The organism is Streptomyces sp. NPDC025806 (assembly GCF_055558275.1).
Genome location: NZ_JBVHMU010000029.1, coordinates 34,162 through 54,547 on the forward strand (window position 1 = coordinate 34,162; position 20,386 = coordinate 54,547).

Consider the following 20,386-nt stretch of genomic DNA (forward strand, 5'->3'; position numbering starts at 1 on the left):
CCTTCACTGAAACCGAGCTGTGGCCGAGGCGCGCGCCGCAAGAGGGGGTCTTCGGGCGTGCGCTCGGGCGGCGGGGCGTGGACCCGGTCCGATCCGTGCCGGCGATGCCGGTGACGCGCCCTCTCCCTGGCCCTGCGGGAGTCCCTGAACGTTCCATCCGAGGGCCGGGGGCCAACAAGCCCGTCTTCCCGCTCAGTGGGAGATCGTGGGGGCTCCGGGGGACGGCTACGGGTTCCCGGGCGCCCCGGCCAGCGACTCCTCCGCCGTGTCGCACCAGGCCAGGCCCGCCCGGGCCATGGTCAGCGCGTACGAGTGGAGCAGATCGCCCGGTCCCCGCGTGTCCTCCGTCTCCTCGGGCGTGAACTGCGCGATCCAGCCCTCGAACTCCCGGCGCTTGGCGCGGATCAGCGGCAGGGCGTGCGCCGGGCTGAGCGACTGCACGAAGAGCAGCTTCAGCAGCGCCTCGTCGCGCAGTTGCGGCGCCGCGGGCGGCTCCATCAGCCACGCGTCCAGGGCTCGCCGGCCCGGCTCGGTCACCTGCCAGATCACCTGCCGACGGCCGCCCGTGGACTCCCGCCCGGTGATGAGCCCTTCCTCCTGGAGGCGCTTGAGCTGCGGATACAGCTGGGCGTAGCTCACACCCCAGAAGGCGTCCACGGTTTCGGCGCAGGCCTGCTTGATCTCGTAGCCGGAGCGCGGGCGCACCGCGATGAAACCCAGGGCGGTCCAGGCCGTCGCCGTCAGTTCGATCCTCGCCAAGGGTCTTGCCTCCCCGATATATCTTCCATATACATAGGCAACCTACTGGGCTGCCGGTCCGCGAACCACCGGCAGCGGCCCCGTCATCGGAGCGCACCCGGTCCGGTGCTCTCCCCCTCCGTCTCCGCACCCTCGCTCAGGAGGACAGGTGCCCCCCTCGATCGGATCGATAGACCAGCTCGGCTATGTCGTGAAGGACGTCGAGGCCGCCATGCGGCACTGGACGACGAACCTCGGCGTCGGCCCCTTCTTCTACTTCCCCGAGGCCGCCGTCGGCCGGACCTTCTACCTGGGCGAGCCCACCGACGCCCGGATCGCCGTCGGCATCGCCCAGGCGGGCGACGTGCAGATCGAGCTCATCCAGCAGCTCAACCCGGAAGCTCCCAGTGCCTACCGCGAGTTCATCGAGGAGCGCGGCGAAGGACTGCACCACGTCGGGCACTTCGTCACGGGGGAGGGCGACGACACCTACGACGCGTTCCTCGCCCGCTTCGCCGAGGCCGACGTCGAGCCCTACCACCACGGAGACTCGGGCCCGGGCAGCCGCTTCGCCTATCTGCCCACCGAGGAGCACGGCGGCACCGTAGTCGAGGTCATCGAGACCGCGCAGTGGGGCGGATTCTTCGACGCGATCCGGGCGGCCGCGACCGGTTGGGACGGCAGCGACCCCGTCCGCGAGATCACCGTCCCCTGACCGGAAAGGACCCGGCGACCATGCGCGCACTGCGCCTGCACGGACCGAAGGACCTCCGCCTGGAGGACATTCCCGAGCCCGAACCGCGGCCCGGCACCGTCAAGATCAAGGTCGACTGGTGCGGGATCTGCGGCTCCGACCTCCACCTCTACCAGGCGGGACCGGCCGCGTTCGGCCTCGACCACCCGCACCCGCTGACCGGCGAACGGGCCCCCGCCGTGATGGGCCACGAGTTCGCCGGCCACGTCACCGAGATCGGCGAGGGCGTGACCGGACTCTCCGTCGGCGACGCCGTGTGCGTCGAGCCGGAGATCCACGACGACACCTGCGCGTACTGCCGGCACGGCGACTACAACCTGTGTCAGCAGTGCGGATTCGTCGGCATCAACGGATGGGGCGGCGGCCTGTCCGAGTACGTAGTGCTGCCGCCCCGCATGCTGCACCGGCTGCCCGACGGCGTCGGCACCGACCTCGGCGCCCTCGTGGAGCCCCTCGCCGTCGCCTGGCACGCCGTCCGCCGCGCCGCCCTCCCGCCCGGCGCCGCCGCGCTCGTCGTCGGCGCCGGACCGATCGGCCTGGGCCTGCTGTCCGCGCTGAACGCCACCGGCGCCCGCCTCGTCGCGGTCAGTGAACTCAGCGCGTCCCGCAAGGAGTTGGCGGAGCGCCTGGGCGCCGGGGTCGTGCTCGACCCGACGAAGGACGACGTCCTCACCCGCGTACGGGAGCTCACGGACGGGCTGGGCGTGGACGCGGCCTTCGACGCCTCCGGCCTCCAAGTCACCCTCGACACGGCGCTCGGCGCGCTCCGCAAGCGCGGCACCCTGGTCAACCTGGCGATGTGGGAGCAGCCGGCGGAGATCACTCCGGCGCGGTTCATGATGACGGAGACCTCGTACACGTCGAGCATCGGCTACGCGGGCACGGACTTCCCGTCCGTCATCGCCGCGATGGCCCGCGGCGCGATCGACGCGGCCCCCTTCATCACCTCACGCGTCCCGCTGGAACGGGCGGTCGAGGACGGCTACGAGAGTCTGCTCGGCGCGGGCCGTGACGCCCACGTGAAGATCCTCGTGCACCCCTGACCGGGTGAGCGAGCCGCCCGCGCCGGCGAGTCGTCTCGTCTAGTCTCACGTGGTGCACACCACAGATTCCCGCGTCCTCGTCGCCGAGTTGGCCACGGCCCTGGAGGGCAGGATCGACGACCTGGCCGCCGCGATGTCCCGTACGACCTACGAGAACATCGAGTTCTACCGCGCGGCGGTCGTCGGTCCCGAGGACCTGCATGCCTCGATGCGGCTCAACGTCGGCTCCATCCTGCGGCACCTCACGGACCCCGCCTCGTCCGGCGTCGACCTGGACGGGCCGACCTCGACCGGACGCAGGCGGGCCCAGCAGAACGCCCCGCTGCCCGAGGTGCTGCGCGCGTACCGGCTCGGCTTCCAGTACCTGTGGGACCAACTCCTCGGCGAGGCACGGCAGACGGGCGGTGACGCGCCGGACGCGCTGCTCGACGCGGCCTCGCACATCTGGGGACTGGCCGACGTCTACTCCTCCGCCCTGACCGACGCCTACCGGCAGGCCTGCGCCGAGCGCATGGTGGAGACCGACCGGCGCCGCTCCGCGCTGGTCGGCGAGCTGATCGACGGGCCCTCGCTCAGCACGGACACCGTGTGGGAGATCGCGCGGATGCTCGACATCCCGTTCCAGGGCACCTTCCTCGTCGTCACCGCGGCGGGACTCAGCTCCGGGGAACCGCCGCTGCCGGGCCTCGACCACCGCCTGGGCCTGCTGGGCATCGGCTCCGCCTGGCGGGCCCTGCGCGGCTCCGAGACCGGCGTCCTGTCCTGTCCGCCGCGCCTGCCGGTCGACCAGGCCCTTGATGCCGTACGGGCGGTCGCGACCAGCCCGGTCGGGATCAGCCCCGTCTACGACCGGCTCGACCAGACGAACCGGGCCCTGCGGTACGCGCAGGTCGCGGCGGAGTCCCTGCCGGCCGGAGCGCCGGCGGTGCGCCAGTTGGAGGACACCCCGTTCACCGAACTCGTCATGAACAACCTGGAGTCCACGCAGCGTGCGGTCCGCCGCGTCCTCGGCGGCGTCCTCTCCCTGCCCGAGGAGGACCGCACGACCCTGCTGGCGACCGCCCGCGCCTGGCTGGAGGCGCACGGCTCGGCGGCGGAGGCGGGCCGCGCCCTGTACTGCCACCAGAACACGGTCCGCTACCGGATGCACCGCCTCGAAGAGTTCCTGCGCGGCTCCCTCGACGACCCGAAGATCGTCGCGGAGTTGTCGATGGCGCTGGACGCGGTGGGCACGTTCCCGATGCTGCTCGACCGCTGAGCCCGTGCCCGGCTTGACCGGATGCTGACGACCGCTTGATCGAAAACTGGGACGCCGCACGACGGCCCCTGAGTAGGCTCGCGCCGAATCACGACCGAACTGGGGGAGTTGACGTGGTGGAGGACAACAAGAAGGTGGTCGCGGGCTTCTTCGAGGCCGTCAGCGCACGCCGGCCGGAGGACCTGCCGCGGTTCCTGGCGGACGACGTCGTGGACCACAACAAGATCATTCACGGGGAGGCCGACGAGCCGGGGGCGGCCTTCGAGGGCCTGCGGCAGCAACTGGCCGCGTTCGACCCGCTGACCGTCCAGGTGGACGAACTGATCGGCGAGGGCGACCGGGTGGTCGCCCGGGTCACCCAGCGCGGCGTCCACGGCGGTGTGCACGCGCGGATGCCGGAGCCGACCGGCCGCGCCTTCGAGAACGAGGCGATCTGGATCTTCACCGTGACCGGGGGAAGGGTCACGGAGATCCGGGCGGTGAGCGACCGGCTCGGCCTGTTCCTCCAGCTGGGCTGGCCCTGGCCGCAGGCCGGCTGACGGCGGTCGCCCCCGCCCGGGCGCGGTCAGAGGAAGCGGCGCAGGAGGCCGGACTTGACGCGGTTGAACGGCGGGTAGGCCAGCCGCAGGGGGTCGCCGAGGAGCGGCTTGTCGAGCACCGGCTTGGTGTGGCTGAACGTGTCGATGCTGTGCTCGCCGTGGTAGCCGCCGATGCCGCTCTCGCCGACACCGCCGAACGGCAGGCCGGGCACGGCGAGATGGGCGTTCGGGGCGCCGAAGGACAGGGCGCCCGAGGAGGTCTCCGTCGTGAGGCGGCGCTTGGTGACGGCGGAGTCCGTGAAGGCGTACAGGGCCAGCGGCTTGTCGCGCGCGTTGACGAACGCGATCGCGGCGTCCAGGTCCGGGACGCGCAGGATCGGCAGCACCGGGCCGAAGATCTCCTCGCGCATCACCGGCGCGTCCGGGTCCACGTCGGCGAGGACCGTCGGGGCGAGGTAGCGCTCCGCGCGGTCGTGGGCGCCGCCGGTGACGATCCGGCCGCTGCCGAGGAGCTCCGTGAGGCGGTCGAGGTGGCGCTCGTTCACGACCCGGCCGTAGTCGGCGCTCCGCGCGGGGTCGGCCCCGTACATCTCACGGATCGCGGCCGTCAGATGCGGCTCGATCTCCGTGGCGGCCTCGCCGATCGCGAGGAGGTAGTCGGGGGCCACGCAGGTCTGCCCCGCGTTCATGAACTTGCCCCACGCGATGCGGCGGGCGGCCGTGGCCAGGTCCGTGCCCGGCTCGACGATCGCCGGGCTCTTGCCGCCCAACTCCAGGGTGACCGGGGTGAGATGACGGGCCGCGGCGGTCATGACGATGCGGCCGACCGTGCCGTTGCCCGTGTAGAAGATGTGGTCGAAGCGCTCCTCGAGCAGCTCGGTGGTCTCCGGGACACCGCCCTCGACGACGGCCACGGCCTGCGGGTCGAGCGCGCGGGGGAGCCAGTGGGCGAGCGCCGCGGAGGTCGCCGGGGCGAGCTCGCTCGGCTTGACGACCACGCTGTTGCCCGCGGCGATCGCGCCGACCAGCGGGGCGAGGGCCAGTTGCAGCGGATAGTTCCACGGAGCGATGACCAGCACCGTGCCGAGCGGCTCGCGCACCGTGCGGGCCTGGGCCGGGCGCAGCGCCAGCGGCACGGAGACCCGCCGGGGGCGCAGCCAGCGGTCGAGATGACGCAGGGTGTGGTCGATCTCGTTGAGCGTGAACCCGATCTCGGTCGTGTACGCCTCCGTGGCGCTCTTGCCGAGATCGGCGCGGAGCGCGGTGACGAAGGCGTCCTCCTGCTCGACCAACAGGCGGCGCAGCGCGCGCAGTTGCTCCTTGCGCCACTCCAGGGGCTTGGTGCGGCCGTCGGCGAAGGCCGCACGCAGACGGGCGACGGTCGCTGCCGCGCCCTCGTCCGTCGGGGCGGATGTGGTCCGGATCGTGGAAGCGGTCATACGGCCGAGCATAAACAAAACGAAAGCGTTTCGTTTCGTTTTCCTGTTACGGTGCGGAGATGACCCGCACCAACGCGCCGCGCCGGGGGCGGCCCCGCGACACGGCCCGGGACCGCGCGCTGCTGGAGGCCACGCTGGCGGTGCTCGCCGAGAGCGGGTACGGCGGCCTGACCACGGCCGCCGTGGCCTCCCGCGCGGGGGTGTCCACCGCGACCCTCTACCGGCGCTGGTCCTCCAAGGCGGACCTCGTCGTTGCCGCGGCCGCCACGGTCACCGAGGGTCCCTGCGAGCCGCCGGGCACCGGCAGCCTCGAAGGCGACCTGCGCGTGGTGCTCCGGGACAAGGCCGCCGTCATGACCGGCGAGAGCGGCCGGCTGATGCGGGCCCTGGTGGGCGAGGCGGCGTGCAGTCCCGTGCTGGCCGGAGCCCTCACCGTCGCCTTCCTGGAGCCCGTGTACCGGCGGGTGGCCGAGGTCGTGCGGTGCGCCGTGGACCGGGGGGAGATCCCGCCGGTCGAGGACCCGGACGTGCTCGGCGAGATCGTCGTCGGCCCCGTGATGTGCAGGTTCCTGCTGACCCCGGATCCGCCGGAGCGGGTGGACGCCGCCTCGGCGCGCGCCGAGGCCGACCGCTTCCTGCCCTTCGTGCTGCGGGCCGTCGGAGGAACGCCGCGCGCGTGACCGCCCGGTCCTCCGCTTACGGCTGCGCCTCGACGTAGGACGCCAGGTTGGCCAGCGACGAGGCGATGCCCGCCTCGTGGACCGCCTGGTCGATGCCCGCGGGCACGTCCGTCGCGGTGACCGTCACCTCGGTTCCGGCCCGCAGCGGGACGAGGTCCCAGGTCATGGTCATCGTGCCCGCGTAGGCGGGGTCGTCGGCCTCGAACACCGCCTGCTGGGTCACCCGCCGGGGCCGCACCAGCTCGCTGAAGCCCACGTCGACGACGTCCTCGGCGGCCGAGGACTTGCCCGGGCTGTCGGTGGGGTCGAGGTACGTGAGCACCATGCGGAAGCCGCCGCCGGGGCGCGGGTCCCACCGCTCGACGCGCCCCCGCATGCCGTCCGGCGGCAGCCACGTCTCCAGGGCTTCCTTGTGGAGGAGGGCGTCGTAGACGGCTGCCTGCGGCGCCGCGATGATCCGGCTGGCGCGATCGGTCCTGGCCATGAGCCGAGTGTAGGCAGGCATCGGGGAAGGTGCCTGGTTTCCCTCGGTCCCCGTACGGGTGCGCACCCGCTGACCCTTCTGGCCTGCGTGAGGAGACACGGTCTCCCCTTCTGCCGGCGACGAGTCCTGACCGGCCCCGTGAAGAGGCCGTCTACGCGCTCCTGCGCTGACCTTGACGGAACGTCAGGGCGAGGCCGCTACGCGTCAGGGGCCGGGGAGGGGCGTTCCGCCAGGTCCTTGATGCGGAGCAGGCGGGTCTCCCAGGAACGGCCGATGCGGTCCAGTTCGCGGGCCAGGGCGCCGAGTCGGGCGCCGACCGCGAGGTGGAGGACCTCGCGGCCCCGCTGTTCCGACTCGACGAGGCCGACCTCGCGCAGCACGTCCAGGTGCTTGCCGATCGCCTGCCGGCTCACCGGCAGCTCCCTGGCCAGCGCGGACGCCGACATCGGGCCCTCCCCGAGCCGGGTGAGGATCTCCCAGCGCATCGGGTCGCCGAGGGCCGCGCACAGGCCGGGGAGCGTCCTGGGCGGGGGAGCGGTCACGGCCGGGCCGCCCGAGGGGCCTCGACGAAGGCCTTGGCGGCCTCCAGCTCCACGTGCCAGCCCTTGTCGTTGCCCTCGCGTTCCTTGAGCCACGCGGCCGGGTCCTCGGCGAGGCCGCTGAACCCGCTCTCGACGACCCGCAGCGTCACGCCGCCGCCGTCGCGCTCGTCGATCCAGAACTCGACCAGGGTGGACGGCTTCGCCTCGTCGCGGTACGGGGTGCCGATCCAGCGGAACGCCGCGTAGCGCGGCTTGTCGAGCTCGACGGTGCGGAAGCGGAACTCGCCGAGCTTCGGGTGGCGGACCACCGCCACGCCGTCCGCCTCGTGGGTGAGGTCGGGCTCGGCCTCGACGTCGCCGTCGTTGATGTACCAGCCGGGCCGCGCGATCAGCTCCCAGACCCGGTCCGCGGGGGCGTCGATGTCGATCTGCCGGGCGATCCGGTCCAGGGCGTCGAGTTCGGCTGCGGTGTAGGTGGTGTCGCTCATGGTGTCCTCCGTGGCGTGGTCGCGAACGAGTTCAACCTGCAACCCCAAGGTTGCACAAGAAAGCGCGTAGTGCAACCCGTGGGTTGCGGGTGGGGCAGTCGCGGACCTCGCGCGGGGCCCAACTCCCCACGGGCCGGGCGGGGATGCGCCCGACCGCGCCGCCCTCGAACACCGATAGCATCACGTGCCCCTTCCCTCCACACGCGTCCATGGAGTCGCTCATGAACCGCACCGCCGGCCTCCCCCTCACCCGCCGCGGCCTCATACGCACCGGTGCCGCGGCCTCGCTCGCCGCGCTCGGGCTCGGGGCGGGTGCGCCGAGCGCGTCCGCCGCCGTGGCCACCACCCAGCGGTTCGACCTCACGCAGCCCTCGTACGACCTGTTCCGGGACAAGGACACGCACGGGCCGCGCGTCCAGCAGAGCTTCGCCTTCGACTGGGTGAACAAGTTCCTGTACGTGGCGACCAAGCGCGACGGCAGCTCCGAGTCCGCCGGTGACCTCTGCATCAACAAGATGGACTTCGACGGGAACTACCTCTCGTACATGCACCTCGACGGGTTCGGCCACGGCGTCGCCTTCGCCGCGCTGCCGGACGGCTCCGGCACGGAGCTGTGGATCGAGTGCGCCACGAACACCAACGGGTACGGCACCGCGCTCGCACCCATCCGCTACACCCCGAACACCACGCTCGGATCGCCCGCCGCCTCCGCCGCGTTCCAGCCGATCTCCGGGGCGAGCGAGTACACCTGCTCCGTCGACCCCGTCTACCAGCGCATGATCGTCCGCTACCACACCAGCGAGGGCAAGCGCGTCGCCGTGTACCCGCTCTCCGCGTTCCAGAACCGGACCTTCGGCACGCCGCTCGTCGACTTCAAGCAGCCGACCATCGCCGGAACCGCGCAGGGGTACGCCCTCTACGGCTCGTCCATGTACTTCCTGACCGGTGACGCGTACCCGGGCGACGGCACCCCCACCGGGGACGGCAACACGTACGTCACCAGTATCGACATCAACACCGGCACCGTGACGCAGGGCCCCGTCCTCACCAAGGCCGGCTCCACGCTCCACTTCCGCGAGCCCGAGGGCCTCGCGGTCTACCGCACCGACGCCGGCGAGGCCCGCCTGTTCATCGGCTTCGCCACCGGCTACGAGGGCGACCGGCGCTCCAGCATCTTCTACAAGAACGCGCTGGTCTGAGCCGGGCCTGCCCCGTCCGGTCGACCGCTCGGGCCGATGGGCGCAGGATGGAGACAGCGGAAGCGGAGCCGCCGCGCGCTTCGGCGGCTCCGCACGTCCGACCCCGTACGGCGGAAGGAGGTCGACGCCATGTCCCAGTTCATGGACGTCCACCACGGGATGAAGGACATCACTGCCGACCAGCTGATGCAGGCGCACCAGGCCGACCTCGCCATCGAGAAGGAGGAAGGCGTTCACTTCGAGAAGGCGTGGGCGGACCCGAAGTCCGGCACCGTGTACTGCCTCTCCGAGGCCCCCTCGGCCGAAGCGGTCCAGCGCATCCACGAACGCGCCGGTCACAAGGCCGACGAGATCCACCCGGTGCCGCTCAGCGTCTGAGGGATCGGACCGCGAGAGCCGCCGCCCCCGCTGCTGCCGTCGCAGCCGCCGTCGCCGCGCCGCGGTGCCGGCTCAGGGCGGCGTGCCAGGAGTGGGGGTGGGAGGACGCGTCGAAGACGCCGTGGGCGCCCGGGTCCGTGCCGGGAAGGTCGTCGCGGGGGGGGGGGGGGGGGGAAGAGGTTGCCGCCGGGGGGTGATTCCGGGCGGGCGTCCGTCTGCTGGGTGTCGAAGGCCGTGCGGGCCAGGTAGCGGTCCAGGGCCGCCGGGGCGAGGCGGTTCGCCCAGATCGTGGCCCAGGTGGCGGCGCCCACGAGGTACTGCTTGCGGCCGGGGTGGTCGGCGGCGTACACGACCGCGCGGGCCGCCACCTCCGGCTGGTGGATCGGCGGGACCGGGCTCGGGTGGCCGCGCAGCCGGGACCGTACCCAGGAGAACTGCGGCGTGTTCACCGCCGGCAACTGCACGACCGTGACCCGCACCTGGCTGTGGTGGTGGAGGAGTTCGGTGCGCACGGCGGACGTGAAGCCGTTGACGGCGTGCTTGGCGCCGCAGTACGCGGACTGGAGCGGGATCGCGCGCTCAACCCGTCGGCGAGCAGCAGGCTGCCGGGGGAGGCGGCGCGGACGGCGGGCAGCACGCCCTGCTCCGCGACCGCCGCGGACACCTCGTGATGGCCGCGTTCGAAGCCGAAGTTCCCGGCGAGCCCGCAGCAGCCCTCGTCGAGCACGTCGGCCAGAAGATGGGCGCGGCGCATCAGTTCGCGGTCCGCGTCGTCGCCCAGGACCGCGTGCTGGTGGCAGTGCGTCTGCACGGTGGCCCGCCGGTTCAGGGCGGGCGGCAGCCAGCCCGGGGCGTGCTCCGTCAACTGCTCGGCGAACGTACGGAACCGGCCCGCCAGGCGCCGCACGCCCTCGTCGTCGGGCAGCAGTTCGGGGGCGTCGGACCGGAACACGGCCGCGCACGACGGCTCCAGGCCGACGACCGGGGTGCCCGCCTCGACGTAGGGGCGCAGGACGTCGACCGCGTGCCGCAACACCCGTTGCACCACGCCCAGTTGACCGGTCGAGATCCAGGTCAGTCCGCAGCACACGGGCCGCTCGGGCACCGCGACCCGGAAGCCCGCGTCCGCCAGGACCCGGACGGCCGCGTGCGCGATCGCCGGATGGAAGGAGTCGGTGAACGTGTCGGGCCACAGCACCACCGTGCGCGGATCGGCCGGGTCCGGCGCCGGTCCGCCCCGCTCCCGCCACGTCTGCGTGAACGTCCGCCGCGCGAAGACCGGCGCGGGCCGGGCGGTGTCGACTCCGGCGAGGCGCTTGCCGGCCCGGGCGAGACCGGGGGCGTGCAGCGCCGCGTTGACCAGCGGCGGCGACAGCCGGGCCAGACGCGCCCACACCGGGAGCCAGCCCAGCGAGTAGTGCGCCATCGGACGCAGCCGCCCCGCGTAGTGGTGGGACAGGAACTCCGCCTTGTACGTGGCCATGTCGACGCCGGTCGGGCAGTCCGACCGGCAGCCCTTGCAGGACAGGCACAGATCCAGCGCGTCACGGACCTCCGTCGACCGCCAGCCGTCCGTGATCGCCGAGTCCGCGTGCCCGTCCAGCATCTCGAAGAGGAGCCGGGCCCGGCCGCGCGTGGAGTGCTCCTCCTCCTTCGTCGCACGGTACGAGGGACACATCACGCCGCCGTGCGCGCCGCGGCAGTTGCCGATGCCGACACAGCGCAGGACGGCCCGCCCGAAGGAGTGCTCGTCGTCGGGGTACGCGAAGCGGGTCTCCGGGTCCGCGGGGTGCCACGCGGGCCCCAGGCGGAGCTGTCCGTCGACCGGCCGCGGGTCGACGACCTTGCCCGGGTTCATCAGCCCGTCCGGATCGAACAGCGCCTTGAGCTCGCCGAACGCGGCGACGATCCGCTCCCCGAACATCCGCGTCAGCAGCTCGCCCCGCGCCTGCCCGTCCTCGTGCTCACCGGACAGCGAACCGCCGTACGACACGACGAGGTCGGCGGCGCGCTCCAGGAACCGGCGGAAGTCCGCGATCCCCCCGCGCCGCGCAGGTCGAACGGGATCCTGGTGTGCACACAGCCGTGCCCGAAGTGCCCGTACAGCGACGGGTGGTCGTAGCCGAACTCGGCGAACAGGCCCTTCAGATCACGGAGATAGGCGCCGAGCCGGTCCGGCGGCACCGCCGAGTCCTCCCAGCCCTCCCAGGTCTCCCGGTCGTCCGGCGGGCGGGCCGTCACCCCGAGCCCGGCCTCCCGCGCCTTCAGCATGCGGTGCTCGCGCTCCGGCTCGTCCGAGAACGCGACGGTGTCGTCGTCCTCGCCGCGGCCCAGATCCCGCAGCAGCGCGTACGCCTGCTCGTCGACCTCCTCGCGGGTGTCACCGGCGAACTGCAGCATCAGCCAGCTGTCGCCCGCCGGGAGGGCGTCGAGCGCGTCGAGGTGGGCGCCCTCCTCACGCATCAGCTCGGCCATGCGGCCGTCGAGCGCCTCCAGTTGGGCGGGGGCGCAGTGCCGCAGCAGCTCGGGCACCTCGTCGGCGGCGCGGCAGATGTCCTCGTAGCCGAGCACGAGCAGCGACTGGCAGGGCGGCACGGGGACCAGGTCCAGCTCGGCGCGCAGCACCGTCACGAGCGTGCCCTCGCTGCCGACCAGGGCCTTCGCCACGTCGAAGCCGTTCTCGGGCAGCAGCGCGTCGAGGTTGTAGCCCGACACCCGGCGCGGGATGTCGGGGTAGGAGCGGCGGATGTCCGCCAGATACGTGTCCCGGAGCCGTTCGAGCCCCGCGTGGATCTCCGACCGGCGCCCGCCCCCGGCGGCGATCTCGGCGCGCTCGGACCGGCTGACGGGGCCCACCCACATGCGGGTGCCGTCCGTGGTCAGGACCTCCAGGCGGCGCACGTTGTCCGCGGTCTTGCCGTAGGCCTGTGCCGTCGCGCCGCACGAGTTGTTCCCGATCATCCCGCCGAGCGTGCAGTGACTGTGCGTGGCGGGCTCGGGGCCGAACCGCAGCCCGTGCTCCGCGAGCCGCCCATTCAGCGCGTCCAGGACGATCCCGGGCTCCACCACACACGTACGGGCCGCCGGCTCGACCGAGACCAGCGCGTCGCAGTACTTGGTCCAGTCGAGGACCACCGCCGCGTTCGTGGCCTGCCCCGCCAGGCTGGTGCCGCCGCCGCGCGAGAGCACGGGAGCCCCGAACCGCGCGCACACCCCGACCGCCCGCGCCCCGTCCTCCACAGAACGCGGCACGACGACCCCGATCGGCACCTGGCGGTAGTTCGAGCCGTCCGTCGCGTACGCGCCGCGACTGCCCGCGTCGAAGCGGACCTCGCCCGCGACCGCCTCGCGCAACGCGGACTCGAGGCCTTCGAGGTCGGCCGGAGCGGCCTGAGATGCGTGCATACGGACACCGTCTTCGGGTCGTCGGATCGGACACCCTCGCTGGGATCCGCCGGTACCCACCCTCACGTCACGCAAAGGCACCGCTGCGCACCGACCGCGCGCGGCCCCGCTCAGAGCAGGGAGCCGGAGAACGCCAGCGCGCCGAGGAGAGCGACGCCGAGCACGAACCACGCCACGTAGTCGCCGATGTGCCCCGAGTGCAGCCGGCGCAGCGGCTCCGTCCACGCGTACGGCTCCTGAGGCGTGTCCCGGCGCAGGGCCAGTACGGCGCAGCCGGCCGCGCACGCCACCGACAGCAGGCCGGTCAGCACCGAGGCGAGCGTCCAGTGCGGGGCGAGCTCCGGCGGACCGCCGAACCCGGCACCGGCCCGCTCGCCGAGCCCCGGCACGACCCCCACGGCGAGCGACCCGGCCAGCAGCGCCACGGGCACCGCCACCATCGGCAGCGGCACCCGCGACAGCCTGCCGCGGGTCTCGGGCTCCTCGTCACCGCCCTTCGTCTCCTGCTCCGACGCCCGGCGCGGGCGCGGCCCCAGGCCCCGGAAGACACGCGCCGCGACCCGTAGCACGGCCGCGCCCGTGAGCGCGGAGACCACCGTGAACAGCACCGTTCCCGCGAACCCCGAGGCCTCCTCGACCGTGCCCTTGCCGAGCGCCGTGCCGAACGGCGGCAGCCCCGCGAGCGCCAGGGCCGAGACCGTGTAGAGCACGCCGATCAGCCGCAGCCCGGTCGCCCGGCCGAACAGCTCGTGCTCGTCGACACTGCCGTACCGGTCGAGCAGGATCCCCGTGCAGGCGAACAGAGCGGCCTTGGCGCCCGCGTGGCCGACGATGTACAGGGCGACCCCGGCGGTCGACTCGGGGCGCAGCAGCCCGACCCCGACGAGGAACAGCCCGGTGTGCGCGATCGTCGAGTACGCGAGCAGCCGCTTGAGGTGGTGCTGCTGCCAGCACAGCACCGCGCCCAGCACGGCGGTCACCGCGCCCAGCACGACCAGACACAGACCCACATCGGCGGACGGCACCCCGCCCGGGCCCGCGAACACGAACGTGTGCACCCGCCACACCCCGTACACACCCAGCTCGACCATGACCCCGGACAGCAGCATGCAGACCGGGCTCGGCGCCACCGCGTGCGCGTCGGGCAGCCAGAAATGGAACGGGACGGCCGCCGCCTTCACCAGCAGCCCGGTCGCCACCAGCACGAACGCGGTCACGACCAGCGCGTCCGCCGGCCCCTGGCCGTCCAGGCGCGCTCCGATCCGGCGCATGCCCAGTTCGCCGGTGCGCGCGTACAGCAGCCCGATGCCCATCAGCGTCGCGTACGCGCCCAGGGAGTTGAGGACGCCGAAGGTGAGGGCGCCCTGGACGGCCTTGGACTCCTCCACCCGGTAGCCGGTCAGCGCGTACGCGGCGACGCCCATCAGCTCGAAGAAGACGAACGCGTCGAACAGGTCGCCGGTCAGCGCGAATCCGCACATGCCCGCCTGGAACAGCAGCACGAGCGCGGGGAACGCCCCGGGGTTCTTGTGCGGGACCTCCTCGAAGTAACGCCACGAGTAGACCAGCACCGCCACCGTCAGCAGACAGACGAGCGTGGCGAGTCCGGTGCCGGGCGCGTCGCCGACCAGGACGATGCCCACGCTCCGCCCCGCCACCGGCTCCCAGCCGCCGACCCACTCCGTCGCGGCGGGCGAGGACCGGGTCAGGAGCAGGACGCACAGCGCCGTCGTACCGGCCGCCACGACGGCGGCCACCGCGTCCGTGGCGATCCGCGGCAGCAGCCGGCCGAACGCGACGAGGAACGCGGCGCCGAGCAGCGGCCCCGCCACGACCAGCGGCAGCAGATGGTTCATCCGCGCAGCTCCGACAGCTCGTCCGGGTCGGCGGTCCCGTGGTGCTTGGCGACCTGGATGGCGAGCGCGAGGAGCAGCGCGGTGACGGTGGCGCCGACGACGACGTCGGTGAGGGCGAGCGCCTGGACCACCGGGTCGACGAGCGGCCGGGAGCGCGGACGCAGGTCGGAGTGGACCGGCGCGGTGCCGCCCTCGCGGTAGCCGACGGCGAGCAGCAGCACGTACGTGGCGGCCTGGCACACCGCGAGACAGCCGACGGCGTGCACGAGGTGGCGGCTGGTCGCGAGGCCGTAGCAGCCGACGAGGAAGATCCAGCCGGACACCAGATAGGGCAGGACGTGCATCATCGGGCGGCTTCCTCCCCGGCCCCGTCGGCGTCGGTGATCTCCACCGCCTGGTCGAGGAAGCGGCTCACCAGCACGACGACGGCGCTGGCCACCTCGATGCCGACCGCCGCGTTCAGCAGCGGCACCGTGCCACCCGAGGCGAGCGTGTTGAACGTGCCGGACGGCAGCGTGTTCGCCAGGAAGGAGGACCCGGCGACGAGACCGGCCACGCCGAGCAGCAGATAGGCCGCCTCACCGACCGCGTCCCCCACCTCGTACGGGCCCACGGGCCGGACCCGTTCGAGCGCCCGGTAGTCCACGCCGATGTAGAGCAGATGCACGGCGGTCGCCACGATGACGCCGCCCTGGAAGCCGCCGCCCGGGCTCAGCTGCCCGTGGGCGACGACGTACAGGCCCGACACCAGCGCCACCGGCAGCAGCGCCAGCGCGTAGCGCCGCACCCAGGGGTCGACCCGCGCGGGCCGGGGCGGCAGCCGGTCCTCGTCGCGGGTCTGGCGCAGCAGGACGACCGTGCCGAGCACGGCGGTGAACAGGATCGACTCCTCGCCCAGGGTGTCGAAGGACCGCTGGTCGAAGTTGACCGCCGACACGACGTTCGCCGTGTGGCGGTGGAGGGACTCCGCGACCGACCGGTCGCCGTACGGATGCGCGCCGAGGCCGAAGTCCGGGAGGTCCAGGAACGCGGCGAGGAACAGCGCGGCCAGGCCCGCGAGGCCGAGCGCGAGGATCCACCGCCGCAGCGCGTGGCTCACCGGCGTGCCTCCTCGTCCCCGTCCGTGCGGCGTCCCCGGCGGCGGACCTTGCGCACCGACAGCAGGATCAGCAGCGGGGTCAGCGCGGAGCCCACGGCCAGTTGGGACAGCGCCACGTCCGGCGCCTGGAGCACCGTGAACAGCGCGGCCAGCGCGAGACCGAGCACGGACAGGACCAGTGCCTGCCGGGCCGGCTCCCGCACCGCGACCGCCACCGTCGCCGACACCGCGACCAGGACGAGACACACCGCGATCGGCACCTCGTCGCCGTTCACCGCGCCCCACCGCCTTCCCGCTCCGCGCCAGGCTCCCGCACCACGCCCACCGACAGGGCGCGCGTCGCGACGACATTGCCGACCGCCACCAGCACACCGATCAGAAGCGCTTTCACCAGCGCCCGGCCGGGCGGTGTGGCCGCGCCCACGGCGGCCGTCACCGCCACCGCGGCGGCGACGCACATCACGGTCACGGCCGTGCTCCCGCGCGGCGACCCGTCCGTCAGGTCGTCGTCCAGCAGCCGCACGCACACCAGCGTGCCGACCGGTCCGAGCAGGCTCAGGACCAGCGACAGATCCACGTACGAAGGCCGCCCGTAGCCCTGCGCGAGCAGCAGGAACGCCAGGGCGACGACCGTGCTCCCCGCGTTCTGGGCCAGCAGCCGGCCGGCCAGTGGGCCGACCGAGACGCGCCAGATCACCGGCAGCATGCCGAAGGCCAGGAGGGCGGCGCCGCACGCGGCCCACGCGTTCACCGGGGCTCCTCGCGCGCCGCGCGCCGCGCCGCCGTCGCGGCCAGGGCGCCCGCCGCGGCGCAGCACACGCCCACGGTCAGCTCCAGCACGTCGACGGTGCTCACCAGCACCAGCCACAGCGCGTCGAGCACCGCCCACCAGGCCAGGAACTCCGCGCCGGCGCGCAGGGGTCCGTACATCGGCGGCTCAGGCGCGGACCAGGCAGAACGGGTGCCCGGCCGGATCCGCGTACACCCGGAAGCCGCGCTTGCCGTCCTCGTCGTCCAGATCCAGCGGCATGCCGCCCAGGGCCAGGACCTGCGCCTCGGCGTCCGCCATGTCGTCGACCTTCAGATCCAGATGCAGCTGCTGGGAGTTGTCGTCGGCGCGGGGCCACTCGGGCGGACGGTGGCCCGGGGCGCGCTGGAAGGCGATGCGGTGGTCGCCGGGGGCGTACAGGTCGTACCAGTCCTCGCCGTCCTGCCGGACCTCGCCGCCGAGCAGCGCGGCGTAGAAGCCGGCGAGTGCGGCGGGGTCGGGACAGTCCACGGCGACCAGGCAGTACCGGGCAACAGGCATGTCGCGCTCCTTGTACGGGTGGGTGAACTCTTCCATCCGGCGGCGGGCGGGCGGGGGAGGCGCGTCACGCGTCGCCGGACAGGCCGGTCAGAAAGCCGTCCCAGTCGAGGTGCGCGGACTCCTCGCCCGGCGGCACGAGCCGCGTGGTGACGTCCAGCCACTCGGCCACCACGTCGCGCTCGGTCTCCACGACGGCGCAGCCGTCGGCCGGGCCGAGCCGGATGCGCAGCGCGGCCGGTGCGCCGGCGTCGCCCGGCACCGGCCAGGCGGCCACCTCGCCGACCCCGGCACGCCGGTCGCGGGCGAGCAGCAGCGTCTCCCGCGACAGGAACCAGCGGACCTGCGCGCCCTCCACCTCCAGCGTGACGCGGACGGCGAAGGGGTCCAGCGAGGTGTAGTGCAGTTCGAGGCCCAGGGGCAGCGGATGCAGCCCGTCCCGGAGCAGCACCGCGTCATGGAGGAGGGTGGCGGTCCGGTGCGGGTGCACCGACACGTGGGTGAGGGGTTCGGACACGACGTATCACGCATTCGGTCGGAGGGGAGTCGGGAAGGCGCCGAGGAGGGTGGGGGACCTGTGGATGCCGGTCATGCCCGCACCTCCGGCCGCGCCGGGTGCCGGTGGGCGGCCACGGCGCCGACGAACGCGCGCAGGAACTCCGGCCGGGCCGCCCCGGGCGTCGCGTCCGTCACGACCCCGCGGTCCGCGACCACCTGCCCGGACTGGCTGGTGCGGCGCACCTCGTCGGGCACCACCCGCCCCAGCACACCGACCCCGGAGCCGAGCGCCCCCACCGGCTTGCCGTGCCGGTAGGCGTCGCGCACGAAGCGCACCACGTCCGGATCGCCCGCCAGTTCCGGCGTGCCGACCGGGCCGCCCGGCACGAGGACGGCGTCGTAGAGCACGGACGCGACGGTGGGCAGCGCCCGGTCGACCGGGAACAGCTCCCCGTCGGACGCCTCGACCGTGCCGTCCGCCGGCGCGATCGCCTCCACGACCGCACCGGCCGCGGTGAGCGCCTCGCGCACGGACTCCACCTGGGCGGCGTCCACGCCGTCGGCCACCAGCACCGCGATCTGCCGGGTGCGTACGGAGCCGTCACCGCGCAGCGCCTCCAGGCTCAGCGCGGGCGACGAGGCCTTGTACCGGTCGGGCCCGGCGCCGCCCTGCGGTTCCGGCACGCCGATGCCGCGGGCCACCTCGCACGCCAACTCGCGGTCCACGTGCGAGAGTTCGTCCACGGCACGCATACGGACCGTTCGCGCGCCGACCTTGCCGAGCTCGAAGCGGAACGCCTGGACGATGTGCTCCTTCTCCCAGTCCGCCATGCTGTTCCAGAACAGCGCGGGCTGGCTGTAGTGGTCCTGGAAACTGGGGCTGCGGCGGCGGATCTTCGCGCCGTCGACCCGTTCCGCGTAGTGGGTGTACGCGGAGCCGCCGGCGCCCGCGATCGCCGGGCAGCCGCCGCCCAGCGAGTTCGGCGCGTAGTTCGTGCCGGTGTGCAGCGCGTCCTGGTGGTAGCCGTCGCGCTGGTTCGTGCGCACCGGCGCCACCGGCCGGTTGACCGGGATCTGCGCGAAGTTGGGCCCGCCGAGCCGGATCAACTGCGTGTCCAGGTAGGAGAAGTTGCGGGCCTGGAGCAGCGGGTCGTTCGTGAAGTCGATGCCGGGCACCACATTGGCGGTGTGGAAGGCGACCTGTTCCGTCTCCGCGAAGAAGTTGTCCGGGTTGCGGTCCAGGACCATCCGGCCGATCGGCCGGACCGGCACCTGCTCCTCCGGCACGACCTTCGTCGCGTCCAGAAGATCGAAGTCGAACGCGAACTCGTCCTCCTCCGGGATCAGCTGGACGCCCAGCTCCCACTCCGGGTACTCACCGGCCGCGATGCTGTCCCACAGGTCACGCCGGTTGAAGTCCGGGTCGCGTCCCTGGCACTCCTGCGCCTCGTCCCACACCAGGGAGTGCGCGCCCAGCTTCGGCGTCCAGGGGAACTTCACGAACGTGCCGTGCCCGTCCGCGTCCACGAACCGGAACGTGTGCACGCCGAAGCCCTGCATCATCCGGTAGCTGCGCGGGATCGCGCGGTCCGACATCAGCCACATGATCGCGTGCAGCGTCTCCGGCTGCAGCGACACGAAGTCCCAGAGGGTGTCGTGTGCCGAGGCCCCGGTCGGGATGTCGGTGTCCGGCTCGGGCTTCACCGCGTGCACGAAGTCGGGGAACTTGATGCCGTCCTGGATGAAGAAGACCGGGAAGTTGTTCCCCACCAGGTCGTAATTGCCTTCTGACGTATAGAACTTGGTCGCGAACCCGCGTACGTCGCGCACCGTGTCGGCGGAGCCGCGCGGGCCCTGCACGGTCGAGAAGCGGACGAACACCGGGGTCCGCACGCCGGGGTCCTGGAGGAACGCGGCGCGGGTGAACTCCGCGCAGGACGCGTACGGTTCGAACCAGCCGTACGCGCCGGCCCCGCGCGCGTGCACCACGCGCTCGGGGATCCGTTCGTGGTCGAACCGGGTGAGCTTCTCGCGGAAGTGGAAGTCCTCCATCAGCGTCGGTCCGCGGTCGCCCGCGGACAGCGCGTCGTCGGTGTGGTCGACCACCACACCCTGGTCGGTGGTGAGCGGCCCGGCGGCGGGGTCCTCGGCGCGTGCCGCGTCGCGCTGCTCCTGCTTGGGGTCGGTCATCGGTCGCTCCTCACGGTCGGGACGGCGACGCTCAGTGCGGGGTGGAGCCCTGGTCGGGCGTGGGGGAGGCCTTGCTGATCTCGCCGAGCGCCGACTCGGGGTCGTGTGCCTCGGCCAGGTCGCCGAGGCTGACCATGCCGACGGGCCGGCCTCCGCTCGTCACGGGCAGCCGCCGGACGGCGTGCTGTCGCATCAGGGTGACCGCGCGGGCCGTCTCCTCCTCGGGGCTCACGCACACGGGCTCCGTCGTGCACAGCTCGGCGACCTCGACCACGCGGGGGTCCGCGCCGTCGGCCGCCGCGCGCAGGGCGATGTCCCGGTCGGTGATCAGCCCGAGGAGGCGTCCGCCGTCGGTGACCATGACCGTGCCGATGTCCTCGTCGCGCATCAACTGTGCTGCCTGGGTCAGGGGCGTGTCGGGCCGGACCGCGATCACGCCCTCCGTCATCACGTCGCTGATCAGGTGGGTCATGGCGTGCCTCGCAATCTT

At 73.1% G+C, this 20,386-nt stretch carries 23 protein-coding genes and 1 pseudogene; 7 read left to right on the forward strand and 17 right to left on the reverse strand.

The annotated features are described in order from the left end of the window. Nucleotides 1-225: 225 nt before the first annotated feature. A complete protein-coding gene (locus ACZ4E1_RS37335; RefSeq protein WP_467548002.1) occupies nucleotides 226-759 on the reverse strand; it encodes a PadR family transcriptional regulator in 534 nt (177 codons plus the stop codon). 148 nt (nucleotides 760-907) lie between these two features. Between ACZ4E1_RS37335 and ACZ4E1_RS37340 the strand changes: the two genes are divergently transcribed. The 4 genes from ACZ4E1_RS37340 to ACZ4E1_RS37355 all read left to right on the forward strand — a co-directional run bounded on the left by ACZ4E1_RS37340 (nucleotide 908) and on the right by ACZ4E1_RS37355 (nucleotide 4,332). Next, nucleotides 908-1,453, forward strand: a complete 546-nt coding sequence (locus tag ACZ4E1_RS37340) for a VOC family protein (protein WP_467548004.1) — start codon at nucleotides 908-910, stop codon at nucleotides 1,451-1,453. A gap of 20 nt (nucleotides 1,454-1,473) precedes the next feature. Continuing rightward, a complete protein-coding gene (locus ACZ4E1_RS37345) occupies nucleotides 1,474-2,535 on the forward strand; it encodes a 2,3-butanediol dehydrogenase (RefSeq protein WP_467548006.1) in 1,062 nt (353 codons plus the stop codon). A gap of 52 nt (nucleotides 2,536-2,587) precedes the next feature. Continuing rightward, the gene (locus ACZ4E1_RS37350; RefSeq protein ID WP_467548008.1) at nucleotides 2,588-3,793 is read left to right on the forward strand and encodes a PucR family transcriptional regulator; all 1,206 of its coding nucleotides are present in this window, start codon (nucleotides 2,588-2,590) and stop codon (nucleotides 3,791-3,793) included. Between the two features lie 113 nt (nucleotides 3,794-3,906). Then, nucleotides 3,907-4,332 (forward strand): ester cyclase, encoded by a 426-nt coding sequence (locus ACZ4E1_RS37355; protein WP_467548010.1) that lies wholly within the window; start codon nucleotides 3,907-3,909, stop codon nucleotides 4,330-4,332. Nucleotides 4,333-4,358: 26 nt separating this feature from the next. On the opposite strand, the gene ACZ4E1_RS37360 is transcribed toward ACZ4E1_RS37355, so the two are convergent. Further along, nucleotides 4,359-5,771, reverse strand: coding sequence for an aldehyde dehydrogenase family protein (locus tag ACZ4E1_RS37360; RefSeq protein ID WP_467548012.1), 1,413 nt, complete (start codon nucleotides 5,769-5,771; stop codon nucleotides 4,359-4,361). 59 nt (nucleotides 5,772-5,830) lie between these two features. On the opposite strand from ACZ4E1_RS37360, the gene ACZ4E1_RS37365 reads away from it, so the two are divergent. After that, a complete protein-coding gene (locus tag ACZ4E1_RS37365; protein WP_467548014.1) occupies nucleotides 5,831-6,451 on the forward strand; it encodes a TetR/AcrR family transcriptional regulator in 621 nt (206 codons plus the stop codon). 16 nt (nucleotides 6,452-6,467) lie between these two features. Here ACZ4E1_RS37365 and ACZ4E1_RS37370 read toward each other — a convergent pair whose 3' ends face one another. From ACZ4E1_RS37370 to ACZ4E1_RS37380, 3 genes are all read right to left on the reverse strand, one after another. Further along, the gene (locus ACZ4E1_RS37370) at nucleotides 6,468-6,935 is read right to left on the reverse strand and encodes an SRPBCC family protein (RefSeq protein WP_467548016.1); all 468 of its coding nucleotides are present in this window, start codon (nucleotides 6,933-6,935) and stop codon (nucleotides 6,468-6,470) included. 197 nt (nucleotides 6,936-7,132) lie between these two features. Next, nucleotides 7,133-7,477, reverse strand: coding sequence for an ArsR/SmtB family transcription factor (locus tag ACZ4E1_RS37375; RefSeq protein ID WP_467548018.1), 345 nt, complete (start codon nucleotides 7,475-7,477; stop codon nucleotides 7,133-7,135). Further along, a complete protein-coding gene (locus ACZ4E1_RS37380) occupies nucleotides 7,474-7,965 on the reverse strand; it encodes an SRPBCC family protein (protein WP_467548020.1) in 492 nt (163 codons plus the stop codon). Before ACZ4E1_RS37380 ends, ACZ4E1_RS37375 begins: the two co-directional genes overlap by 4 nt. A 221-nt stretch (nucleotides 7,966-8,186) precedes the next feature. Here ACZ4E1_RS37380 and ACZ4E1_RS37385 point away from each other — a divergent pair, with 221 nt between their 5' ends. After that, entirely contained in the window at nucleotides 8,187-9,164 is a 978-nt protein-coding gene (locus ACZ4E1_RS37385; RefSeq protein WP_467548022.1) for a phage baseplate protein, read from the forward strand. 129 nt (nucleotides 9,165-9,293) lie between these two features. Then, entirely contained in the window at nucleotides 9,294-9,542 is a 249-nt protein-coding gene (locus ACZ4E1_RS37390; RefSeq protein WP_467548024.1) for an SCO4226 family nickel-binding protein, read from the forward strand. On the opposite strand, the gene ACZ4E1_RS37395 is transcribed toward ACZ4E1_RS37390, so the two are convergent. The 12 genes and pseudogenes from ACZ4E1_RS37395 to ACZ4E1_RS37450 all read right to left on the reverse strand — a co-directional run bounded on the left by ACZ4E1_RS37395 (nucleotide 9,500) and on the right by ACZ4E1_RS37450 (nucleotide 20,368). Then, the gene (locus ACZ4E1_RS37395; protein ID WP_467548026.1) at nucleotides 9,500-10,054 is read right to left on the reverse strand and encodes a hypothetical protein; all 555 of its coding nucleotides are present in this window, start codon (nucleotides 10,052-10,054) and stop codon (nucleotides 9,500-9,502) included. The two genes, ACZ4E1_RS37390 and ACZ4E1_RS37395, sit on opposite strands and share 43 nt — an antisense overlap. Nucleotides 10,055-10,107: 53 nt before the next feature. Next, a pseudogene (locus tag ACZ4E1_RS37400) lies at nucleotides 10,108-12,947 on the reverse strand (FAD-binding and (Fe-S)-binding domain-containing protein); the annotation flags it as partial. A 110-nt stretch (nucleotides 12,948-13,057) separates the two neighbouring features. Further along, the gene (locus tag ACZ4E1_RS37405) at nucleotides 13,058-14,803 is read right to left on the reverse strand and encodes a complex I subunit 5 family protein (RefSeq protein WP_467548028.1); all 1,746 of its coding nucleotides are present in this window, start codon (nucleotides 14,801-14,803) and stop codon (nucleotides 13,058-13,060) included. Next, nucleotides 14,800-15,150, reverse strand: a complete 351-nt coding sequence (locus ACZ4E1_RS37410; protein WP_467548030.1) for a sodium:proton antiporter — start codon at nucleotides 15,148-15,150, stop codon at nucleotides 14,800-14,802. Before ACZ4E1_RS37410 ends, ACZ4E1_RS37405 begins: the two co-directional genes overlap by 4 nt. After that, nucleotides 15,147-15,902, reverse strand: coding sequence for an MnhB domain-containing protein (locus ACZ4E1_RS37415; RefSeq protein ID WP_467548032.1), 756 nt, complete (start codon nucleotides 15,900-15,902; stop codon nucleotides 15,147-15,149). The genes ACZ4E1_RS37410 and ACZ4E1_RS37415 overlap by 4 nt, the downstream gene beginning before the upstream one ends. Next, complete coding sequence (locus tag ACZ4E1_RS37420; RefSeq protein WP_467548034.1) at nucleotides 15,899-16,177, reverse strand: DUF4040 domain-containing protein; 279 nt, start codon at nucleotides 16,175-16,177, stop codon at nucleotides 15,899-15,901. The genes ACZ4E1_RS37415 and ACZ4E1_RS37420 overlap by 4 nt, the downstream gene beginning before the upstream one ends. Then, complete coding sequence (locus ACZ4E1_RS37425) at nucleotides 16,174-16,653, reverse strand: monovalent cation/H+ antiporter complex subunit F (RefSeq protein ID WP_467548036.1); 480 nt, start codon at nucleotides 16,651-16,653, stop codon at nucleotides 16,174-16,176. Before ACZ4E1_RS37425 ends, ACZ4E1_RS37420 begins: the two co-directional genes overlap by 4 nt. Then, complete coding sequence (locus tag ACZ4E1_RS37430; protein ID WP_467548038.1) at nucleotides 16,650-16,832, reverse strand: hypothetical protein; 183 nt, start codon at nucleotides 16,830-16,832, stop codon at nucleotides 16,650-16,652. The genes ACZ4E1_RS37425 and ACZ4E1_RS37430 overlap by 4 nt, the downstream gene beginning before the upstream one ends. Nucleotides 16,833-16,839: 7 nt before the next feature. Next, nucleotides 16,840-17,211 carry a VOC family protein gene (locus ACZ4E1_RS37435; protein ID WP_467548040.1) on the reverse strand — a complete coding sequence of 124 codons (372 nt, stop codon included), beginning with the start codon at nucleotides 17,209-17,211 and terminating at the stop codon, nucleotides 16,840-16,842. Between the two features lie 64 nt (nucleotides 17,212-17,275). Further along, entirely contained in the window at nucleotides 17,276-17,725 is a 450-nt protein-coding gene (locus tag ACZ4E1_RS37440; RefSeq protein ID WP_467548042.1) for an SsgA family sporulation/cell division regulator, read from the reverse strand. 71 nt (nucleotides 17,726-17,796) lie between these two features. After that, on the reverse strand, nucleotides 17,797-19,896 hold the full coding sequence (locus ACZ4E1_RS37445) for a catalase (protein WP_467548044.1): 2,100 nt from the start codon (nucleotides 19,894-19,896) through the stop codon (nucleotides 17,797-17,799). A 31-nt stretch (nucleotides 19,897-19,927) separates the two neighbouring features. Next, a complete protein-coding gene (locus ACZ4E1_RS37450) occupies nucleotides 19,928-20,368 on the reverse strand; it encodes a CBS domain-containing protein (RefSeq protein ID WP_467548046.1) in 441 nt (146 codons plus the stop codon). Nucleotides 20,369-20,386 lie beyond the last annotated feature (18 nt).